At 61.4% G+C, this 16,867-nt stretch carries 19 protein-coding genes and 1 pseudogene; 12 read left to right on the top strand and 8 right to left on the bottom strand.

What is annotated here, in order from left to right:
- The first annotated feature begins 65 nt into the window (after positions 1–65).
- Complete coding sequence (locus tag A9K65_RS25140; RefSeq protein ID WP_064994159.1) at positions 66–545, top strand: DUF3828 domain-containing protein; 480 nt, start codon at positions 66–68, stop codon at positions 543–545.
- Positions 546–549: 4 nt separating this feature from the next.
- Positions 550–1,161, top strand: coding sequence for a hypothetical protein (locus A9K65_RS25135; RefSeq protein ID WP_013532329.1), 612 nt, complete (start codon positions 550–552; stop codon positions 1,159–1,161).
- Positions 1,162–1,170: 9 nt separating this feature from the next.
- Here A9K65_RS25135 and queF read toward each other — a convergent pair whose 3' ends face one another.
- Complete coding sequence (queF, locus tag A9K65_RS25130) at positions 1,171–1,632, bottom strand: preQ(1) synthase (protein WP_010915503.1); 462 nt, start codon at positions 1,630–1,632, stop codon at positions 1,171–1,173.
- Between the two features lie 101 nt (positions 1,633–1,733).
- Between queF and A9K65_RS25125 the strand changes: the two genes are divergently transcribed.
- Positions 1,734–3,779, top strand: coding sequence for an NADH:flavin oxidoreductase (locus A9K65_RS25125; RefSeq protein WP_064994160.1), 2,046 nt, complete (start codon positions 1,734–1,736; stop codon positions 3,777–3,779).
- Between the two features lie 143 nt (positions 3,780–3,922).
- Here A9K65_RS25125 and A9K65_RS25120 read toward each other — a convergent pair whose 3' ends face one another.
- Positions 3,923–4,330 (bottom strand): hypothetical protein, encoded by a 408-nt coding sequence (locus A9K65_RS25120; RefSeq protein ID WP_063167732.1) that lies wholly within the window; start codon positions 4,328–4,330, stop codon positions 3,923–3,925.
- A 115-nt stretch (positions 4,331–4,445) separates the two neighbouring features.
- Here A9K65_RS25120 and A9K65_RS25115 point away from each other — a divergent pair, with 115 nt between their 5' ends.
- Together A9K65_RS25115 and A9K65_RS25110 are read left to right on the top strand one after the other, a co-directional pair.
- Positions 4,446–4,874 (top strand): MarR family winged helix-turn-helix transcriptional regulator, encoded by a 429-nt coding sequence (locus A9K65_RS25115; RefSeq protein WP_013532326.1) that lies wholly within the window; start codon positions 4,446–4,448, stop codon positions 4,872–4,874.
- A 115-nt stretch (positions 4,875–4,989) separates the two neighbouring features.
- A complete protein-coding gene (locus A9K65_RS25110; protein ID WP_245321895.1) occupies positions 4,990–5,802 on the top strand; it encodes a hypothetical protein in 813 nt (270 codons plus the stop codon).
- A gap of 71 nt (positions 5,803–5,873) precedes the next feature.
- Here the strand turns inward: A9K65_RS25110 and A9K65_RS25105 are convergent, their stop codons facing one another.
- Both A9K65_RS25105 and A9K65_RS25100 read right to left on the bottom strand, forming a co-directional pair.
- Positions 5,874–6,614 (bottom strand): polysaccharide deacetylase family protein, encoded by a 741-nt coding sequence (locus A9K65_RS25105; RefSeq protein WP_081714379.1) that lies wholly within the window; start codon positions 6,612–6,614, stop codon positions 5,874–5,876.
- Positions 6,615–6,690: 76 nt separating this feature from the next.
- On the bottom strand, positions 6,691–8,757 hold the full coding sequence (locus tag A9K65_RS25100) for an EAL domain-containing protein (protein WP_064994161.1): 2,067 nt from the start codon (positions 8,755–8,757) through the stop codon (positions 6,691–6,693).
- Between the two features lie 331 nt (positions 8,758–9,088).
- On the opposite strand from A9K65_RS25100, the gene A9K65_RS25095 reads away from it, so the two are divergent.
- Both A9K65_RS25095 and tdh read left to right on the top strand, forming a co-directional pair.
- Positions 9,089–10,276 carry a glycine C-acetyltransferase gene (locus A9K65_RS25095; RefSeq protein WP_064994162.1) on the top strand — a complete coding sequence of 396 codons (1,188 nt, stop codon included), beginning with the start codon at positions 9,089–9,091 and terminating at the stop codon, positions 10,274–10,276.
- A 52-nt stretch (positions 10,277–10,328) separates the two neighbouring features.
- Positions 10,329–11,363 carry an L-threonine 3-dehydrogenase gene (gene tdh / locus A9K65_RS25090; RefSeq protein ID WP_086081342.1) on the top strand — a complete coding sequence of 345 codons (1,035 nt, stop codon included), beginning with the start codon at positions 10,329–10,331 and terminating at the stop codon, positions 11,361–11,363.
- Between the two features lie 8 nt (positions 11,364–11,371).
- Here tdh and A9K65_RS25085 read toward each other — a convergent pair whose 3' ends face one another.
- Together A9K65_RS25085 and A9K65_RS25080 are read right to left on the bottom strand one after the other, a co-directional pair.
- Positions 11,372–11,878, bottom strand: coding sequence for a DUF2380 domain-containing protein (locus tag A9K65_RS25085; protein WP_064995472.1), 507 nt, complete (start codon positions 11,876–11,878; stop codon positions 11,372–11,374).
- A 140-nt stretch (positions 11,879–12,018) separates the two neighbouring features.
- Entirely contained in the window at positions 12,019–12,492 is a 474-nt protein-coding gene (locus tag A9K65_RS25080) for a MarR family transcriptional regulator (protein WP_024505603.1), read from the bottom strand.
- Positions 12,493–12,579: 87 nt separating this feature from the next.
- On the opposite strand from A9K65_RS25080, the gene hmgA reads away from it, so the two are divergent.
- The 5 genes and pseudogenes from hmgA to A9K65_RS36105 form a co-directional block, all read left to right on the top strand.
- A complete protein-coding gene (gene hmgA / locus A9K65_RS25075) occupies positions 12,580–13,893 on the top strand; it encodes a homogentisate 1,2-dioxygenase (RefSeq protein WP_064995471.1) in 1,314 nt (437 codons plus the stop codon).
- Between the two features lie 11 nt (positions 13,894–13,904).
- Positions 13,905–14,792, top strand: a complete 888-nt coding sequence (locus A9K65_RS25070) for an MBL fold metallo-hydrolase (RefSeq protein WP_064995500.1) — start codon at positions 13,905–13,907, stop codon at positions 14,790–14,792.
- Positions 14,789–15,802 carry a fumarylacetoacetate hydrolase family protein gene (locus A9K65_RS25065; protein WP_064995470.1) on the top strand — a complete coding sequence of 338 codons (1,014 nt, stop codon included), beginning with the start codon at positions 14,789–14,791 and terminating at the stop codon, positions 15,800–15,802. The genes A9K65_RS25070 and A9K65_RS25065 overlap by 4 nt, the downstream gene beginning before the upstream one ends.
- Before the next feature lie 4 nt (positions 15,803–15,806).
- Entirely contained in the window at positions 15,807–16,094 is a 288-nt protein-coding gene (locus tag A9K65_RS25060; RefSeq protein WP_027162461.1) for a hypothetical protein, read from the top strand.
- A 4-nt stretch (positions 16,095–16,098) separates the two neighbouring features.
- Positions 16,099–16,194, top strand: a pseudogene (locus A9K65_RS36105) (damage-inducible protein DinB); the annotation flags it as partial.
- 27 nt (positions 16,195–16,221) lie between these two features.
- On the opposite strand, the gene A9K65_RS25050 reads toward A9K65_RS36105, so the two are convergent.
- A complete protein-coding gene (locus tag A9K65_RS25050; RefSeq protein ID WP_013532314.1) occupies positions 16,222–16,596 on the bottom strand; it encodes a type II toxin-antitoxin system VapC family toxin in 375 nt (124 codons plus the stop codon).
- Positions 16,593–16,820, bottom strand: a complete 228-nt coding sequence (locus A9K65_RS25045) for a type II toxin-antitoxin system prevent-host-death family antitoxin (protein WP_013532313.1) — start codon at positions 16,818–16,820, stop codon at positions 16,593–16,595. Before A9K65_RS25045 ends, A9K65_RS25050 begins: the two co-directional genes overlap by 4 nt.
- Between the last annotated feature and the right edge of the window lie 47 nt (positions 16,821–16,867).

The following is a 16,867-nucleotide window of genomic DNA, read 5'->3' as shown; positions in this document are numbered from 1 at the left end:
AAAAAGCCGATATGCAGGATACGTGGTGTTGATAGGCTCAAGCCGTCAAAAGCCGGAGATTCTGCATGCGACTGACAGTGATCGTTGCCGCCCTTTCGATAGCCCTGCCGGCCGGAGCCGTCGCCGGACCGGCGTCCGACGCGGTGAAGTTCTTCTATGCCCCGGCGGTCAAGTTCGAGGCCGACGAACAATATCGGGACCGGTTCACCGAACCGGTGACGAAACTGTTCGAGCTCAACGACCAGGCAACGAAAAAGAACCCGGACCAGGTCGCCTGCATCGATTTCGATCCTGGTCTCGACGCTCAGGATTTCGATCAGAAAACCGTCTCGAAAACGCTGAAACTGTCTGAGAAGCAGGATGGCGACAACGCACAGGTCACGGCATCCTTCAGCCTGTTTCCGGAAGGCGATGATTCCAAACGTGAAATGCTCTGGTCGCTCAAGAAGATCGACGGCAAGTGGAAGATATCGGACATCGCTTCCAAAACCAGCGACTGGACGCTCAGCGCGCTGGAATGCATGGCCGGCCAGACGCCGGAGTGAAGCGATGGCCCACCGCCGGTTCGTGGCACTGTCGGGTGTGTGCCTGCTGGCGGCTCTGAGCGGCGCCGCCGCGCAAGGCTTGTTGGGTGCGCCGCCGGCAAACGCCCCGGCCGACACCCAGCCGAGCGACAGCGCTGCACCGCCCGCAAATGCGCCGGGCGGAGCGGCAGAACCGGCCACGCCGCCGGTTGGATGGTCGCCGGCCGAAGCCGCGCCCGCCGCACCGATCCAGCCGGGCTCGCCGACCGCCGTTGTGCGGCCGTTTTACGATCAGGTCGGGCTGGAGATCGATCCGGCCGAGCGAAGCCATTTCATCGATCCAGCCAAAACCGTGCTCGACAAGAGCGACGCCTTGCGCAAATCCGGGCAGGGCGAGTGCCTCGACCCCAACATGGCGCTCGACAATGCCGATTACGACAAGGCCGAGATAGACAAGAGCCTGAAGACGCTCGAGGCGATCAACGGTGACCAGGCCAAGGTCATCGTCGCCTTCGTCATATCGGGCAACCCGCACCGGCTGGAATGGAAATTCAAGAAGGTCGATGGCGACTGGAAGATCACGGACCTGTTGTCGGTGACCGGCGAATGGGCACTCAGCCAATATCAGTGCGAATGATGGGCGAGCTCAACCCCGCCCGCGATAGGGCGCCACCCCGGTGTCGGGGAGCCAGGCGCCTTCCGGCGGAGCGCCGGTTTGCCAGAACACATCGATCGGAATGCCGCCGCGTGGATACCAATAGCCGCCTATGCGCAACCACAGCGGCTTGGTTGCCGCCACGATGCGGCGGCCGATCATGACGGTGCAGTCTTCATGGAAGGCGCCATGGTTGCGAAACGAGGTCATGAACAGCTTGAGCGACTTCGATTCCACCAGAGCCGCATCGGGTGCGTAGTCGATGACGATATGGGCGAAGTCCGGCTGGCCGGTGACCGGGCACAGCGAGGTGAATTCCGGGCAGGTGAAGCGCACGATCGCCGGCGGCCCGTCGCCGCGCGAAAACGGTACGGTCTCCAGGACCGCTGCTTCGGGGCTTTGTGGCGTCTCGACGTGCGCACCGAGCTGGGTGAGAGTTTTGGTATCGATCATGGGCCCAATCCTTGTCGCATGCGCCCGGAGTGCGTGCGGGACGACATGCTTGAAAACGAATTTTGCCGCTCATTAGCACAATTTGAAACCGCAGGAAGACGATGACCTCCAACGATCCGCTTCTCCAGCCCTACCAGCTCAAACATCTGACGCTGAAGAACCGGGTCATGTCGACCAGCCATGAGCCGGCCTATTCCGAGGACGGCATGCCGAAACAGCGATACCGGCTCTACCATGCCGAGAAGGCCAAGGGCGGTATGGCGCTGACCATGACCGCCGGCTCGGCGATCGTCTCGCGCGACAGCCCGGCCGCTTTCGGCAATCTGCATGTCTATGACGACAGGATCGTGCCGTGGCTGGCCGAGCTCGCCGATGCCTGCCACGAGCACGACTGCAAGGTGATGATCCAGATCACCCATCTCGGCCGCCGTACCGGCTGGAACAAGGCCGACTGGCTGCCGGTGCTCTCGGCCTCGCCGGTGCGTGAGCCGGCGCATCGCGCATTCCCGAAAATCATCGAGGACTGGGACATCGAGCGCATCGTCGCCGACTATGCTTCGGCCGCCCAGCGCTGTCAGGCCGCCGGCCTGGACGGCATCGAGTTCGAATCCTACGGCCATCTGATGGACGGCTTCTGGTCGCCGGCCACCAACCATCGCGACGACGAATTCGGCGGCTCGCTCGACAACCGCCTGCGCTTCACCAACATGGTGCTTGATGCCGTGCGTGCGTCGGTCGGCGAGAAATTCGTCGTCGGCATCCGCATGGTCGCTGACGAAGATTTCGAAAAAGGCCTGTCCAAACAGGAGGGCATCGAGATCGCCGGGCGGCTGGCCAATTCCGGCAAGGTCGATTTCCTCAACATCATCCGCGGCTCGATCGAAAGCGACGCGGCGCTGACCAAGGTCATACCGGTGGCCGGCATGCGCTCGTCGCCGCATCTCGATTTCGCCGGAGAGGTGAGGGCGGCGACGAAATTCCCGACCTTCCACGCGGCGCGCATATCCGACGTGGCCACCGCACGCCACGCCATTGCCACCGGCAAGCTCGACATGGTCGGCATGACCCGCGCCCATATCGCCGATCCGCACATCATCAAAAAGGTGATAGAGGGCCGCGAGCATGAGATCCGCCCGTGCGTGGGCGCCACCTATTGTCTCGACCGCATTTATGAGGGCGGCGAAGCGCTTTGCGTCCACAATGCCGCGACTGGCCGCGAGGCCGAAATCCCGCATATCATTGTCAAGACCGAAGGACCGAAGCAGAAAATCGTGGTCATCGGAGCCGGCGCCGGCGGGCTGGAGGTTGCGCGGGTCGCAGCCGAGCGCGGCCACAAGGTGACGGTGCTTGAAGCATCGAGCCAGGCCGGCGGCCAAATTCGACTGGCGACGCAGAATCCGCGCCGCAAGGAGCTGATCGGTATCATCGACTGGCGGCTGGCTGAACTCGCCCGGCTCGGCGTCGAGATCCGCTACGACACCTGGGCGGAGAAGGACGATGTTCTGGCGCTGTCACCCGACGTGGTGGTGGTCGCCACCGGCGGCCTGCCGCAGAACCCGCCGCTGACGGCCGGCGACAATCTTGTCACCTCAAGCTGGGACATCATGGCCGGCAGCGTCAAGCCGGCCGAAAATGTACTGCTCTATGACGACAATGGCGGCCATCAGGGCATGGGCGCCGCCGAACTGATCGCCAATGCCGGCTCGAAACTCGAACTTGTCTCGCCCGAACGTTTCTTTGCCCCGGAAATGGGCGGCATGAACCATGTGCCGTACATGCGCGCCTTTCAAGAAAAGGGCGTCAGCATCACCATCAACACGCGGCTGCGTTCGGTGCGCCGCGAGGGCAACCAACTGGTCGCCGAACTGGCATCGGATTTCGCCGATGGCTGGCGCGGCGAGCGCAGGGTCGACCAGGTGGTGGTCGAGCACGGTACGTTGCCGCTCGACGATCTCTATCTCTCGCTGAAGCCTCTGTCGAAGAACGGCGGTGCGGTCGACTACGAACGGCTGGTGAGCGGTGGCGACATCTTCCCCAAGCGCAATCCAGAAGGCGGCTTTGTACTGTTCCGCATCGGCGACGCGGTCGCCTCGCGCAACATCCATGCCGCCATCTACGACGGCATCAGGTTCGGCTTGCGGATCTGAAATTGGGCGTTGCGAGGATCGGTGGCGCGCGGCCGGACCTGCGTACGAGAGCCCATGTACTTCGGTCCGGCCGCGCGCTCGCACGTCATTGGCTCGTCGCCAGACAACGCACGATTCTGTGAGGGTGTGCCGCGTGGCGGCGTTCAAAACATTCTGGCGGTGGCCATGCACAGCACTGTCAGCACCAACAGCCCCCCGGCAATGCGCTCGCCTCTTGTCATCTTCGCGCGCAACTGCCTTTCCGTTGCCGCATCAGCACCGGCAAGCTGCCTGCTGGTTGAGCCTACCAGCGCGCCTTGCACGCCGGCGGCGATCAGGGCCGTCACGATGCCCAGCGCCAGCACCTTCTCCATCGAGCCGAAAACACCCTCGTGAAAGAAATACCAGAGCAGTATGCCGGTCAGGAAAACCAGGCCGGCAGCGCCCATTTGCGGCCGGAAGAACCGTTCCGCCCGGATGTCCGGGTCACGGCCGACCGCGATGGTCGTGCCCGCCCAGAATACGCCTGCCATGACATGAAGACCGATAACGACGATGTAGACATATTGCATGACCGGATTTCCTCTTTAGCCCGCCATCTCTAGATGATTAGATATCGAACGGTTAGATGTCAATATATAAGTCGTGCCAGTTCCATCCGTGCATGACACCGTCTAGGGTCCTGCAATGACACCCTTTGACCGCCCGCCAGTCGGCATGAATCTCGGACGAACCGCCAAGCTGGTTGCCCAGGCCTTCGATGCTGCCCTGGTCGAGGCTGGAGGTACATTGCCGATCTGGCTCACGCTGCTATCGGTCAAGTCGAGCAACCTTGCCAACCAGCGCGAGCTTGCCGGCATGATCGGTATCCAGGGCGCGACGCTGACCCATCATCTCAACGCCATGGAGGCGCAGGGCCTGCTGATGCGCCGCCGCGACCCCGTCAACCGCCGGGTTCATCTGGTCGAATTGACCGAGGCCGGAGAAGCGATGTTCGAGACACTGCGCAAGGCCGCGCTCGTCTTCGACAAGCGGCTGCGAGTGGGATTGACCGACGAGCGTCTGGCGGAGTTCGCGCAGGTGCTGGCCGTGTTGCGGGGCAATGTCGGGGGATAGAATCCGACGGACCAAGAATTTCCTTGGACTGGACTTCCCTCATCACATTTGTAACGTTCCATTGTCCGGCTGATCCTGGTGGGAAGAGGTCGGGCTCAACTCTTCCGCAAAATCTGTGCAAGAATACCGAAGCCGCTGGCTTCGGCAGCGAGAAGTCGCCGGAAAACCTAACAACGTTCGGGGGGACAAGTTGACCAAAGAAGATCTGTTCGTTCCGCGCCAGACCAACACGGCGCTTTACATCCAGCTATACGAGGCTGGATATCCGCTTGCCGATATCGCCAGGGTGCAGAAGGCGTATCGTGTGTGTTGCGCGATGTTCAACGGCCGTTATCGCAAGACGGGACGGCCTTTCATCTGCCATGCGGTGGGAGCTGCGTCGTCGGTCGCGCATTTCGACAAAAGCGTCGATCTTGTCCTCGCTGCTATGTTTCACGCCGCCTATGACGGAGGCCAGTATCCGGACGGCAAATCCAGCAGGCGAACCGATGCTCACCGCAAGTGGCTGGAGCAAAAAATCGGTCCTCGCGTCGAGGGTCTTGTCGCTCGCGTGGTCGGACTGAAATTCGACACGGGAGATCCCGAGCGCATTGTGGACAAAGGTGTGCCTGCCGGCGACGAGGACATTCTGTTCCTGGCGCTTGCCCATGAGGTCGATGACCTGGCGGACGGCGGACTGGCGTTTGCGCCCAAATACGGCCAGTCGATTCGTTCGAGGGTTGCTGCCTGCGCCACTCTGGCCAGAAATCTGGGCCGCGAAAATCTTGCCGCCACCATCGAAGGTTACGGCGCCCGCTACGAGACGATGGCGTGGGCTGCTCCCCTCCAGGAGACGAAGCTGGTGGGCTTTCAGATGACGCCTAATTTGCGCACATACATCAAATTGCGTCGGCACAAGCTGCGCGGGGAGTCGATCGAGGTGCTTTGACGCCTTGCCGGCCATGCGACAGCATCGGGTACCGATGCACATCCGCTGAAGAACTTGCCGTCCTTACCGGTTCAGTCGTCGTAGCCCTGGATTGCCCCAAAGGCGTAACGGCGCAGCTTCAGCGCGGCGATCAAATTGGTCAGCTTCGTCTTGCCGTCGAAGCCGTCCTGAAACATCTCGTCATGCATCAGCAGGATCAGCTTGCCGGGCTTGACGAAGCGGCCATAGCCGAACAGATGGTCGATCTCGCTGACCAGATGGTCGACGCTCTGCACCGGCTCGCCGTTGTCCTTGTGCACCCATTCATGGTCCCAGCCGTAGAGATAGAAGCCTGAGGCCGCGACAAATTCGTAGTCGGGCTCTTCATGCCCCTCCTGGGCGAGGCCAAGCGAAGTGTCGTTCTTCGACATGGAGGGCAGCCTGAACACGTCGCGCCCCGGCAGCCTTGCATGCACCACGGGCTTCAAGCCGAGCACCGCGTTTGCCCGTACCATGTCGGCGACGACACCCTCGGTGTCGCCGTAGAAATGCCGGTAGTGATTGTAGGCATGGCTGTAGCTGTGGTTGCCGAGCGTCACCAGAGGAAGCTGCTTGGCGCGCTGGACGAGCGCTCTGTTGGCAGCGCTCGCCTGTGCATGCATGCCGACCATGAATAGGGTTGCAGGAACCTGCTCGGCCTCCAGCACGTCGAGGATGTTGCTTGTGCCGTTCAGCGGCCCATCGTCGAAGGTAAGATAGATGGTGCGATCGGCGCCCTGGGCGGGGGCCGCAAAGATCAGCAGTGCCGCAAGGGCAAACCGAAACGGTGTCATCAGCCCCGATATCCCTGTTGCGATCACGACAAGGCGGCCATCTTCACACGCGGTTGTCAAGGCAGCCCGGCCGTACCTATGCCAGGCTTCCTTGCAGCACCGTCAGCTTGGCCTTCTTCGGCATGCGAGCGGTCAGCCATTCCAGCGCCTTGTCGTGCGGCATCGGGAAGGCGATGGAGTAGCCCTGCACCTGGTCGCAGCCGATCGCCATCAGCGAATCGAGCTCGGCCTCGGTTTCGGCACCCTCCGCGACGATCGAGATGCCGAGGCCACGCGCCAGCTCGGTGATGGCGCGCACGATCTTCGAGTTGTCGCCATTCTCATGGATGTTCTGAACGAAGCGGCGATCGATCTTCAGCCGATCGATCTCGTTCGGGTTGACATGGCTGAGCGAAGCATAGCCGGTGCCGAAATCATCGAGTTCGAGATGGACGCCGGCTGCCCTGATGTGGCGCAGCTTGGCGGCGATGCCTGTCTTTTCGTCGTCGAGGATGACGGATTCGACGATTTCCAGCGACAGTTTTTGCGGCGGCAGCCCAGCCTTTTCCAGCGTCTCGAACAAGAACGCATCGAAATCGTGCTCGCGCAGCTCGGTGCCGGAAACATTGACGGCAAGCCGTCCGAAGGCAATGCCGGCGCGATTCCATTTGGCCGCCTCGTTGATCGCCTTGGTGATGACGATGCGGCCGATCTCGGGCATGAAGCCGCATTTCTCGGCGACCGGGATGAATTCGCCGGGCGGGATCATGCCGCGCTCCGCATGGTTCCAGCGCACCAGCGCCTCGATGCCGCTGATCGTGCCGTTGGTCAGCGAGACCTGCGGCTGGAAATAGACCTGGAACGCCCGCTCCGCGATGGCGACCTTGATGTCGTGCTCGAGCTGCTTGCGATAATCGAGTTCGCGGCGCAGTTCCTCGGAGAAGAAGGAGAAGTTGCCACCGCCAAGCTTCTTGGCGGAATAAAGCGCCAGGTCGGCATGGACCAGCAAATCCCCAGCATTGTCGGCGTCGATCGGATAGACCGCGATGCCGGCGCTGGCGCCTGGGAGAATGGTCGTGCCCTGGAAGACGATCGGCTCGTTGATGTGCGCCAGGATGCGCCGCGCCAGCATGTTGATGTCTTCGGTGCCGCCGGCGCCGCCGAGGATCATGACGAACTCGTCGCCGCCCAGGCGCACGCACAGATCCGACGCCCGGCAGGAATCGCGCATGCGCTGTGCCGTGACGACCAGCACATAGTCGCCGGCGGCGTGGCCGAGCGTATCGTTGATCTGCTTGAATCGGTCGAGATCGAGCTGGACGACGGCAAGGCGTTCGCGACGCCGGTGCGTGCCCTTGATCAGCGTGTCGAAATGATCGGTCAGGAACGTGCGGTTGTGCAGGCCGGTGAGGCCGTCATGAACCGCGATGAAGGCCATGGAATTGCGCGCGTCGATCAGTTCATGCGTCTTGCGCAGGATGGCGTTCGACATCGGCCTGAAGATGAAGAGCGCCACCAGTATGATGACGCCGATTGTGGCGTAGAACAGCGTGCGATGGAGAGCGAGCAGCCTCTCGGAGCGGTCGTCGGCGTCGGCAGTGATGCGCTGGCCGAGCGCGGCATAACCCGACAAGGTCGCATTGGCGACTGAGGCGTCGAGATTGACGCGTTCGCCGCCGCCCTTGTAACCGCCATTGCCGCTGAATTGCGATTCATAGGCAGAGATCAGGCGGTCGCCATTGGCGATCAGCCCGACCGAGAAATAGTCGAGGTGGAAGGGCTTGGCGAAGAGGACGCTTTCGATCGACTTCGGGTCGAGCTTGGCCGGCGATTGCGGATCGGCTCCTGTCTGATGGAGCAGCAGGTCGTAGTTGGTCTCGAACTCCGCCGTTGCCTGCTTGAGCGCGCTGACCAGCGCCGGTTGCTTGTCGCGTGAACCGGCACCCGTTGCACTGGCAAGGAAGACGATGCGCTGCGACAGCGTCTTTTGTGTGCTGACGATGTCGAGCAAGGTGTGATTGTGCTGTTGGGTGGCCATCATCTGCTGCAGCAGGATGAAGGAGGCGATCACCATGGCCGCAATGATCAGCAGGGCTAGCCAATAGCCAGCCTTGATCAGCAGTATGAGCTTGCCTGAAACGGTTTGCACCGGCTGCTGCGACATTTTCGGGGGCGGCCCTCTCGCCTAAGGATTCTTGCCTAGGGATTCTTGTATGAGCACCATTGAACTGCAAACGTTAACAGGACCGGAAATCGACGGCTGTCCGGCAAGGGGCGGCCGTGGAAAGATCGCGGAATGGTTATCGGCTCGTTTAGCACCGTACCGGCATTTGAGCGGACATCGGCCAGAACCTTTGTCGTGGTGTCGTTCCTCGGCCGCGTGATGATCGACATCGGGGCCGCATCGTGCTGCTTGCCACCGATCCGGTCGTTTTTGCGATGGATTTTTCGCGCGGACGAGACGACAGTCGGCCCACATCAAACGAGGCTAGGTCATGACCGCAGCATTCCTCTCCCACATCGACAGCGAGCTCGCGGGGCTCAAATCGGCAGGCCTCTACAAGTCGGAGCGGGTGATCACTTCGACGCAGTCGGCCGAGATCGAGGTCGGCGGCGACAAGGTGTTGAATTTCTGTGCCAACAACTATCTCGGCCTCGCCGATAGCGCCGATTTGCGCAATGCTGCCAAGCAGGCGCTCGACCGCTATGGCTACGGCATGGCATCGGTGCGCTTCATCTGCGGCACGCAGGAAGAGCACAAGCAGCTCGAATCGACGATTTCCTCCTTCCTCGGCATGGAAGACACCATCCTTTACGGCTCCTGCTTCGATGCCAATGGCGGCCTGTTCGAGACGCTGCTGGGCGAGGAAGACGCCATTATTTCGGATGCCTTGAATCATGCCTCGATCATCGATGGTGTGCGGCTGTCGAAGACCAAACGTTTCCGCTACGCCAACAACGACATGGCCGATCTCGAGGCGCGCCTGAAGGAAGCCCGGGACTGCCGCTTCCGGTTGATCGCCACCGACGGCGTGTTTTCGATGGATGGCATCATCGCCAATCTCAGGGGTGTCTGCGACCTCGCCGAGAAGTATGACGCCATGGTGATGGTCGACGACAGCCATGCCGTCGGCTTCGTCGGTCAGAACGGCCGCGGCTCGGCCGAGCATTGCGGCGTCGAGGGCAGGGTCGACATCATCACCGGGACGCTCGGCAAGGCACTTGGTGGGGCCTCCGGTGGTTACACCTCGGGCAAAGGCCAGGTGGTCGACTGGTTGCGCCAGCGCTCACGGCCGTATCTCTTTTCCAACACGCTGATGCCGGCGATCGCCGGCGCTTCGATCAAGGTGTTCGAACTGATCAAGGACGGCGATGGGCTGCGCGACAAACTCTACGACAACGCTGCGCGGTTCCGGTCGCAAATGGGCAAGCTCGGCTTCACGCTGGCCGGAGCGGATCATCCGATCATCCCGGTGATGCTGGGCGATGCCAGCCTGGCGCAGGAGATGGCCGCGCGCATGCTGAAGCGCGGCATCTACGTCATCGGCTTCTCCTTCCCGGTGGTGCCAAAGGGGCAGGCGCGCATCCGCACGCAGATGTCGGCGGCGCATTCCAGCGCCGATATCGACCGCGCGGTGGAAGCGTTCGCCGCCGTCGGGCGCGAACTCGGCGTCATTTCCTGACAAGCCGGAATCGAAAAGCGATTCCGGAACAAGAGCTTCAAGGGACAAAAGCATGTCGAACATGATGAAAGCGCTGGTGAAGGCCAAGGCCGAACCAGGCATCTGGATGGAAGAGGTGCCGGTGCCGGAAATCGGCCCTAACGACGTGCTGATCAAGATCAAGAAGACGGCGATCTGCGGCACCGACGTGCACATCTACAATTGGGACCAGTGGGCGCAGAAGACGGTGCCGGTGCCGATGGTGACGGGCCATGAATTCGTCGGCACCGTTGCCGATTTCGGCGCAGCGGTCACCGAATACAAGGTCGGCCAGCGCGTGTCGGGCGAGGGCCACATCGTCTGCGGTCATTGCCGCAACTGTCGCGCCGGGCGAGGGCATCTGTGCCGCAACACGCTCGGCGTCGGCGTCAATCGTCCGGGCGCCTTCGGTGAGTATCTGGCTATCCCGCAGCACAATGTCGTGCCGATCCCCGATGATGTGCCGGACGAGATCGCCGCTATCTTCGATCCGTTGGGCAATGCCGTGCACACGGCACTCTCCTTCGATCTGGTCGGCGAGGACGTGCTGGTCACCGGCGCCGGGCCGATCGGCATCATGGGCGCGCTCGTCGCCCAATGCGTCGGCGCGCGAAAAGTGGTCATCACCGACATCAATCCGGTGCGGCTGGCGCTGGCGAAAAAGCTCGGCGTCCAGCATGTCGTCGACGCGTCCAAGGAAAAGCTGCGCGATGTCATGCCGGCACTCGGCATGACCGAGGGTTTTGATGTCGGCCTCGAAATGTCGGGCGCAGCCCCCGCCTTCCGCGACATGATCGACACCATGAACAACGGCGGCAAGATCGCCATTCTGGGCATCGCCCCGACCGGATTCGAGATCGACTGGAACAAGGTCATCTTCAAGATGCTGCATCTCAAGGGCATCTATGGCCGTGAGATGTTCGAGACCTGGTACAAGATGATCGCGCTGGTGCAGGGGCCGCTGGATGTTTCCGGGCTTATCACGCACCGCATCGGCATCGACGATTTCCAAGCCGGCTTCGATGCAATGCGCCGCGGCAGTTCCGGCAAGGTGGTGATGGATTGGTAGATGCCGCCCTAACGCAGAATTCTGTTTTTCATCAGCCATTTCACGGAGCGGGGCCACGCGTAGTTCGCACCCATGCGAAGATCGCTAAACCCCTCCGAAACATGTTTCCCGGTTTCGGCGTCAAGGATGCGAATGAACATAGTATGTTCTGTTCGGTTGACGCGCGTTACAACGCCAAGCAAGGCAAGCGACGCGCCGTGCTCCTTGGCAATCGGGCCTTCACAACCAGCGCAGTTGCGCAATCCGTGCGGCGCCGCAGCCTGTGTATCCCTCGCCGGCACATCAATTACTGTAAAACGCCCAGACTGGGAGAGCATGTCCTTAGCAACTTGTGCTGATTCCGACAGATAGCGCCTGTCATATTCATCCGGGGGAATTATTCCCGCCCCGGCGCTCTTGTCCTCCAATTCGAAAGGGAACACTTCGATCGACATCGGCTTTGTCTGCTGCGCCTGCGCAAATGTGCAGGTGCCTACAAGCAGCGTCACCAGGACACTTAATGTGCGAATGCTCATCGTAGTCCTCCTGTCGGTATGATGGGCATTATACGCGGCCTGACAACGCAAATCACGATTAAATCGAAAGCAATGCTATGCTTCGGGAGTTTCCACGCAGTCTCGCTCGAACTCCGTCGTTCAGAGTGATTGGCTTGATCTTAGCTCTTGCTCGGGACCAGACTGGTCTCCAATGCAGCCAGTCCGCTGGTGATCGCCGTGCGCTCTTCAGCGCTGAGCCTTGCCAGCAAATCCCGTTCGAACGCCTTCGCCAGCGGCACCATCTCGCGATAGGCGGCAAGCCCCGTTCCGGTCAGCGTCAGATGTTCGATACGGCGATCTTTCTCATCAGGTGTCCGCATCAACCAGCGCCGCCGTTCGAGTTCAGCCACGGCGCGTGAAACCTTGGTCTTGTGCATAGCCGATTGCTCGCCGAGTTCGGTCGCAGTCATCGTTCCATGCTGCCCCAGCCCCGAAAGGGTGCGCCATTCCGGCCGCGTCAGGCCATGGCTGTCCTTGTATATCCTCGAAAATTCGCGGCTGACGGCGTCGGCAAGCCGGTAGAGCCGGTAGGGCAGGAAGTTTTCCAGATTGAGAATTTCAGCCGCGTCGGACGCTTCGCTCCTGATCGCCATTTTTCAAAGCCGCCATTGATGGTTACATTTTCGATGGTTACAAATGAAACCAGTTTGGTCAATTGAGATCCATTCCGGGAGGAAGCAATGGCCTTTTCCTACATGTCGGGTTTCGGCAACGATTTTGAGACCGAGACGCTGCCCGGCTCGTTGCCGCAGGGACGGAATTCGCCGCAGCGGCCGGCCTACGGCCTCTATGCCGAGCAGCTTTCAGGCTCGCCCTTCACCGCGCCGCGCGGCACCAATGAGCGGTCCTGGCTCTACCGCATCCGGCCGAGCGTCAAGCACACCGGCCGCTTCAAGGCGGCGAGCTATCCCTTGTGGAAGAGTGCGCCCAATGTCGGCGATCATGAACTGGCGCTCGGCCAGTATCGCTGGAACCCGGTGCCGATGCCGAAGGAGCCGACCGATTTCATCGCCGGTATGCGCAGCATCACAACCGCTGGCGACGTGCTCGGGCAGACGGGTATGGCAGCCCACGTCTATGTCGCCAACACCTCGATGGCGGACGATCATTTTTTCAATGCCGACGGCGAGTTGCTGGTCGTGCCGCAAGTCGGCGCATTGCGCTTCATCACCGAGATGGGCGTCATTGAGCTGCGGCCCGGCGAGATCGCGGTGTTGCCACGCGGTCTGGTCTTCAAGGTCGAGCTGGTCGACGCCGAAGTGCGCGGCTACGTCTGCGAGAACTACGGCGCCAAGTTGACGCTGCCCGATCGCGGCCCGATCGGAGCCAATTGCCTGGCCAACCCACGCGATTTCAAGACGCCTGGCGCATGGTTCGAGGAGAAGGAAACGCCGTGCCGGCTGATCGTGAAATGGTGCGGCAATTTCCATGTCACCGAGATCGGCCATTCGCCGCTCGATGTCGTTGCCTGGCACGGCAACTATGCGCCCTACAAATATGATCTGGCGACCTTTTCACCGGTCGGAGCGCTTTTGTTCGACCATCCCGATCCGTCGATCTTCACCGTGTTAACGGCACCAAGCGGCGAGGAGGGCACGGCCAACATCGACTTCGTCATCTTCCCGCCGCGCTGGCTGGTGGCCGAAGATACCTTCCGGCCGCCCTGGTACCACCGCAACATCATGAGCGAGTTCATGGGCCTGATCCACGGCCAGTACGACGCCAAGGAAGAAGGTTTCGTGCCCGGCGGCATCAGCCTGCACAATCTGATGCTGGCCCATGGGCCGGATGCGCCTGGCTTCGAAAAGGCCTCGCGCGCGGAGCTGAAACCGGTCAAGCTCGACAACACCATGGCCTTCATGTTCGAGACCCGATTTCCGCAGATGCTGACCCGCTACGGCGCCGAGCTCGAAACCCGGCAGGACAACTACATCGACTGCTGGGCCGACCTGAAGAAGCGTTTCAACGGCACGCCCGAGGGCGACTGGTCTTGAGCACCGAGCCAATGCCGGACCGGCTGGTGCTTTTGGGCTCGAAGGGTGGCCCGGCATTGCGGCCGGGTGGTCCATGGCCGAGTTCGTCGCTGCTGCAGATCGGCGGCCGCAGCATCGTCGTCGACTGCGGCCTTGGCGTGACGCGTGGTCTGGTCGATGCCGGCATCAGCCTGAAGTCGCTCGACCTGATCTTCATCACGCATCTGCACTCCGACCATGTGCTTGAACTGGGGCCGCTGATCCACACCGCCTGGACGGCGGGCCTCGCGACGCCCGTCGGCGTGTTCGGTCCGCCCGGCACCGGTCATTACTGGCGGCGCTTTTGCCAGGCGATGGAGTTCGACATCGAGATCCGCATCGTTGACGAAGGCCGGCCGGATATTCGCGATCTGGTGTCGATCGGCGAATTCGGCGAAGGCCAGGTGGTCGCGCAGGGCGGCTTGACGGTTTCGGCGCTGCGCGTCGAGCATCCGCCGGTGACCGACTGTTTTGCTCTTCGCTTCGAGCATGGTGCCAAAAGCGTCGTGTTCTCCGCCGATACGGCCTTTTATCCGCCGCTCGCCGATTTTGCCCGAGGCGCCGACATCCTCGTCCACGAGGCAATGCTGGAAGAAGGCATCGAGCGACTGGTGGCCAGGACCGGCAATGGTGCGCGGCTCAGAGAGCATCTGCTCGCCAGCCACAGCTTTGCCGAAGAGGCCGGCAGCATCGCAAGCGATGCCGGCGTGAAGAGATTGGTGCTCAACCACCTCATTCCGGCCGACGATTCTTTGATAGGCGAGGCCGACTGGACTGCCGCCGTCAGGAAAACTTGGAACGGCGACTTGACGATCGCCCGCGACGGTCTTGTTGTGGGCTTAAGCAGCGCCAAAGCTGCAGCAGGAGAGGAAACCGCATGAAGCTTGCCACATTGAAGGACGGGACGCGCGACGGAAAACTCGTCGTCGTCTCGCGCGACCTGACACGCTTCACCGACGCCTCGTTCCTGGTACGCACGCTGCAGGCGGCGCTCGACGACTGGCGGCGCATCGCCCCGCATCTCGCGACGATAGCGGAATCGCTTGAGAACAATGCGATGCCGGCGGAGCGCTTCCACGAACATGACGCCCATTCGCCGCTGCCGCGTGCCTATCAATGGGCCGATGGCTCGGCTTACGTGAACCATGTCGAGCTGGTGCGCAAAGCGCGCGGCGCCGAGATGCCGGCGAGCTTCTGGACCGACCCGCTGATCTACCAGGGCGGCTCGGATTCTTTCATTCCGCCACGTGATCCGATCCGCACGGCTGACGAAGCCTTCGGCATCGACATGGAGGGCGAGGTCGCTGTCATCGTCGACGATGTGCCGATGGGTGCAAGCCTCGAAGAAGCAAAGGCAGCGATCCGACTGGTCATGCTGGTCAACGACGTTACGTTGCGCGCGCTCACCGGACCGGAACTGGAGAAAGGTTTCGGTTTTTTCCAATCAAAGCCGTCCTCGGCGTTTTCGCCGGTCGCTGTGACGCCGGACGAACTGGGTGATGCCTGGGACGGCGGCAAGGTCAGCCTGCCGCTGCTTGCCGATCTCAACGGCAAGCCGTTCGGCCGCGCCAATGCCGGTATCGACATGACCTTCGACTTTCCTGCGCTGATCGTTCATGCAGCAAGGACACGGCCATTGGCCGCCGGCACGATCATCGGTTCCGGCACCATCTCCAACAAGCTAGACGGCGGGCCGGGCAAGCCTGTCTCGGCCGGTGGCGCCGGCTATTCCTGCATCGCCGAACTGCGCATGATCGAAACCATTGTGTCGGGCGAACCCAAAACGCCGTTCCTGCGCTTCGGCGACACGGTGCGCATCGAGATGAAGGACAAAACCGGGCATTCGATCTTCGGCGCCATCGAGCAGAAGGTCGAAAAATACGAGAGGTGAGGGCATGACGGCGGTCTATCTGCTGGCCGGTGTCTGGGCACTCGCCATACTGGCGGTCTTCATCCAGGCGATCCGGCTGAGCTATCGCATAGAGGCACGCTCGCCCGACCTGACCAACCGCAGCGGCTTTCCGCGCAAGGCGATGATGTTCCACACCATCACCAACATGGACGTCGCGCGGGACGCGGAAACGCAGAGCATGCGTCGGCGTATGAACTGGTTGCTGCTGATCGTTCTTGCTGGATTTGTCGTTATGTGGGCGGGCTTGTATCTGTCGCGGTCAACCGGATGACGTGATGAGCCTGCCCGACTACCCGCGCAGCATGGCCGGCAACAATCTCTGGTCGAACGACCGACTCTACCGCGCGGTATTGTCCCTTCAGCCCGGCGAAAGAGGTCAAGCGGCTGGGCTTGGGCGATCAGGCCAATACGACGTCATAGGCTGAAAATTGCCGATCCGCGGAGACCAACGTCAGGCCTTCAATTTGGGTCTGCGCAATAAGCAGGCGGTCGAAGGGATCGCGGTGGTGAAGCGGCAGATGTTCAAGTCTCGCCGCGTGTAGTTCGTTTACGCCGAGAATCGGAATCCCGTTCGATCGCAGGATGTCCACGATGTCGCCTGTGAGCGTCACTTTGCCGAGCGATTTCTTGATGGCGATCTCGGCCACCGAGACGGCGCTGACGATCACATCCTTGCCTGTGAGAAAGATATCGCGATGATGATCCGAAAGACGTGAATCGGCGTTGAGTACCCAAAGCAGAATATGGGTATCGACCAGATATCTGCGGCTCATTTAATATACTCGTCCCATTCGGGACCGAGTTCATCAAAATCATCCGATATCCAAATCTGGCCTTTCAGGGCGCCAAGCAAGCCTTTGCTCCCACCAGCCCGAACGGGAGCGCTCAAGGTTGCGACAACCTCTCCATGTCTGGTCAGATGGATCTCTTCGCCAGCCTGGGCACGTTTCACCAATTCGGAAAGCTGAGCCTTCGCTTTTGCCATGGGGATATTCATAGACGACCTCTTATGACCAGAATTTAGGTCATAATTGGCCGGGCCGC

The sequence above is a fragment of the Mesorhizobium sp. WSM1497 genome, assembly GCF_001672455.2.
GTDB classification, from domain to species: Bacteria; Pseudomonadota; Alphaproteobacteria; order Rhizobiales; family Rhizobiaceae; genus Mesorhizobium; species Mesorhizobium ciceri.
This window is presented reverse-complemented; position numbering and strand designations above follow the sequence as displayed.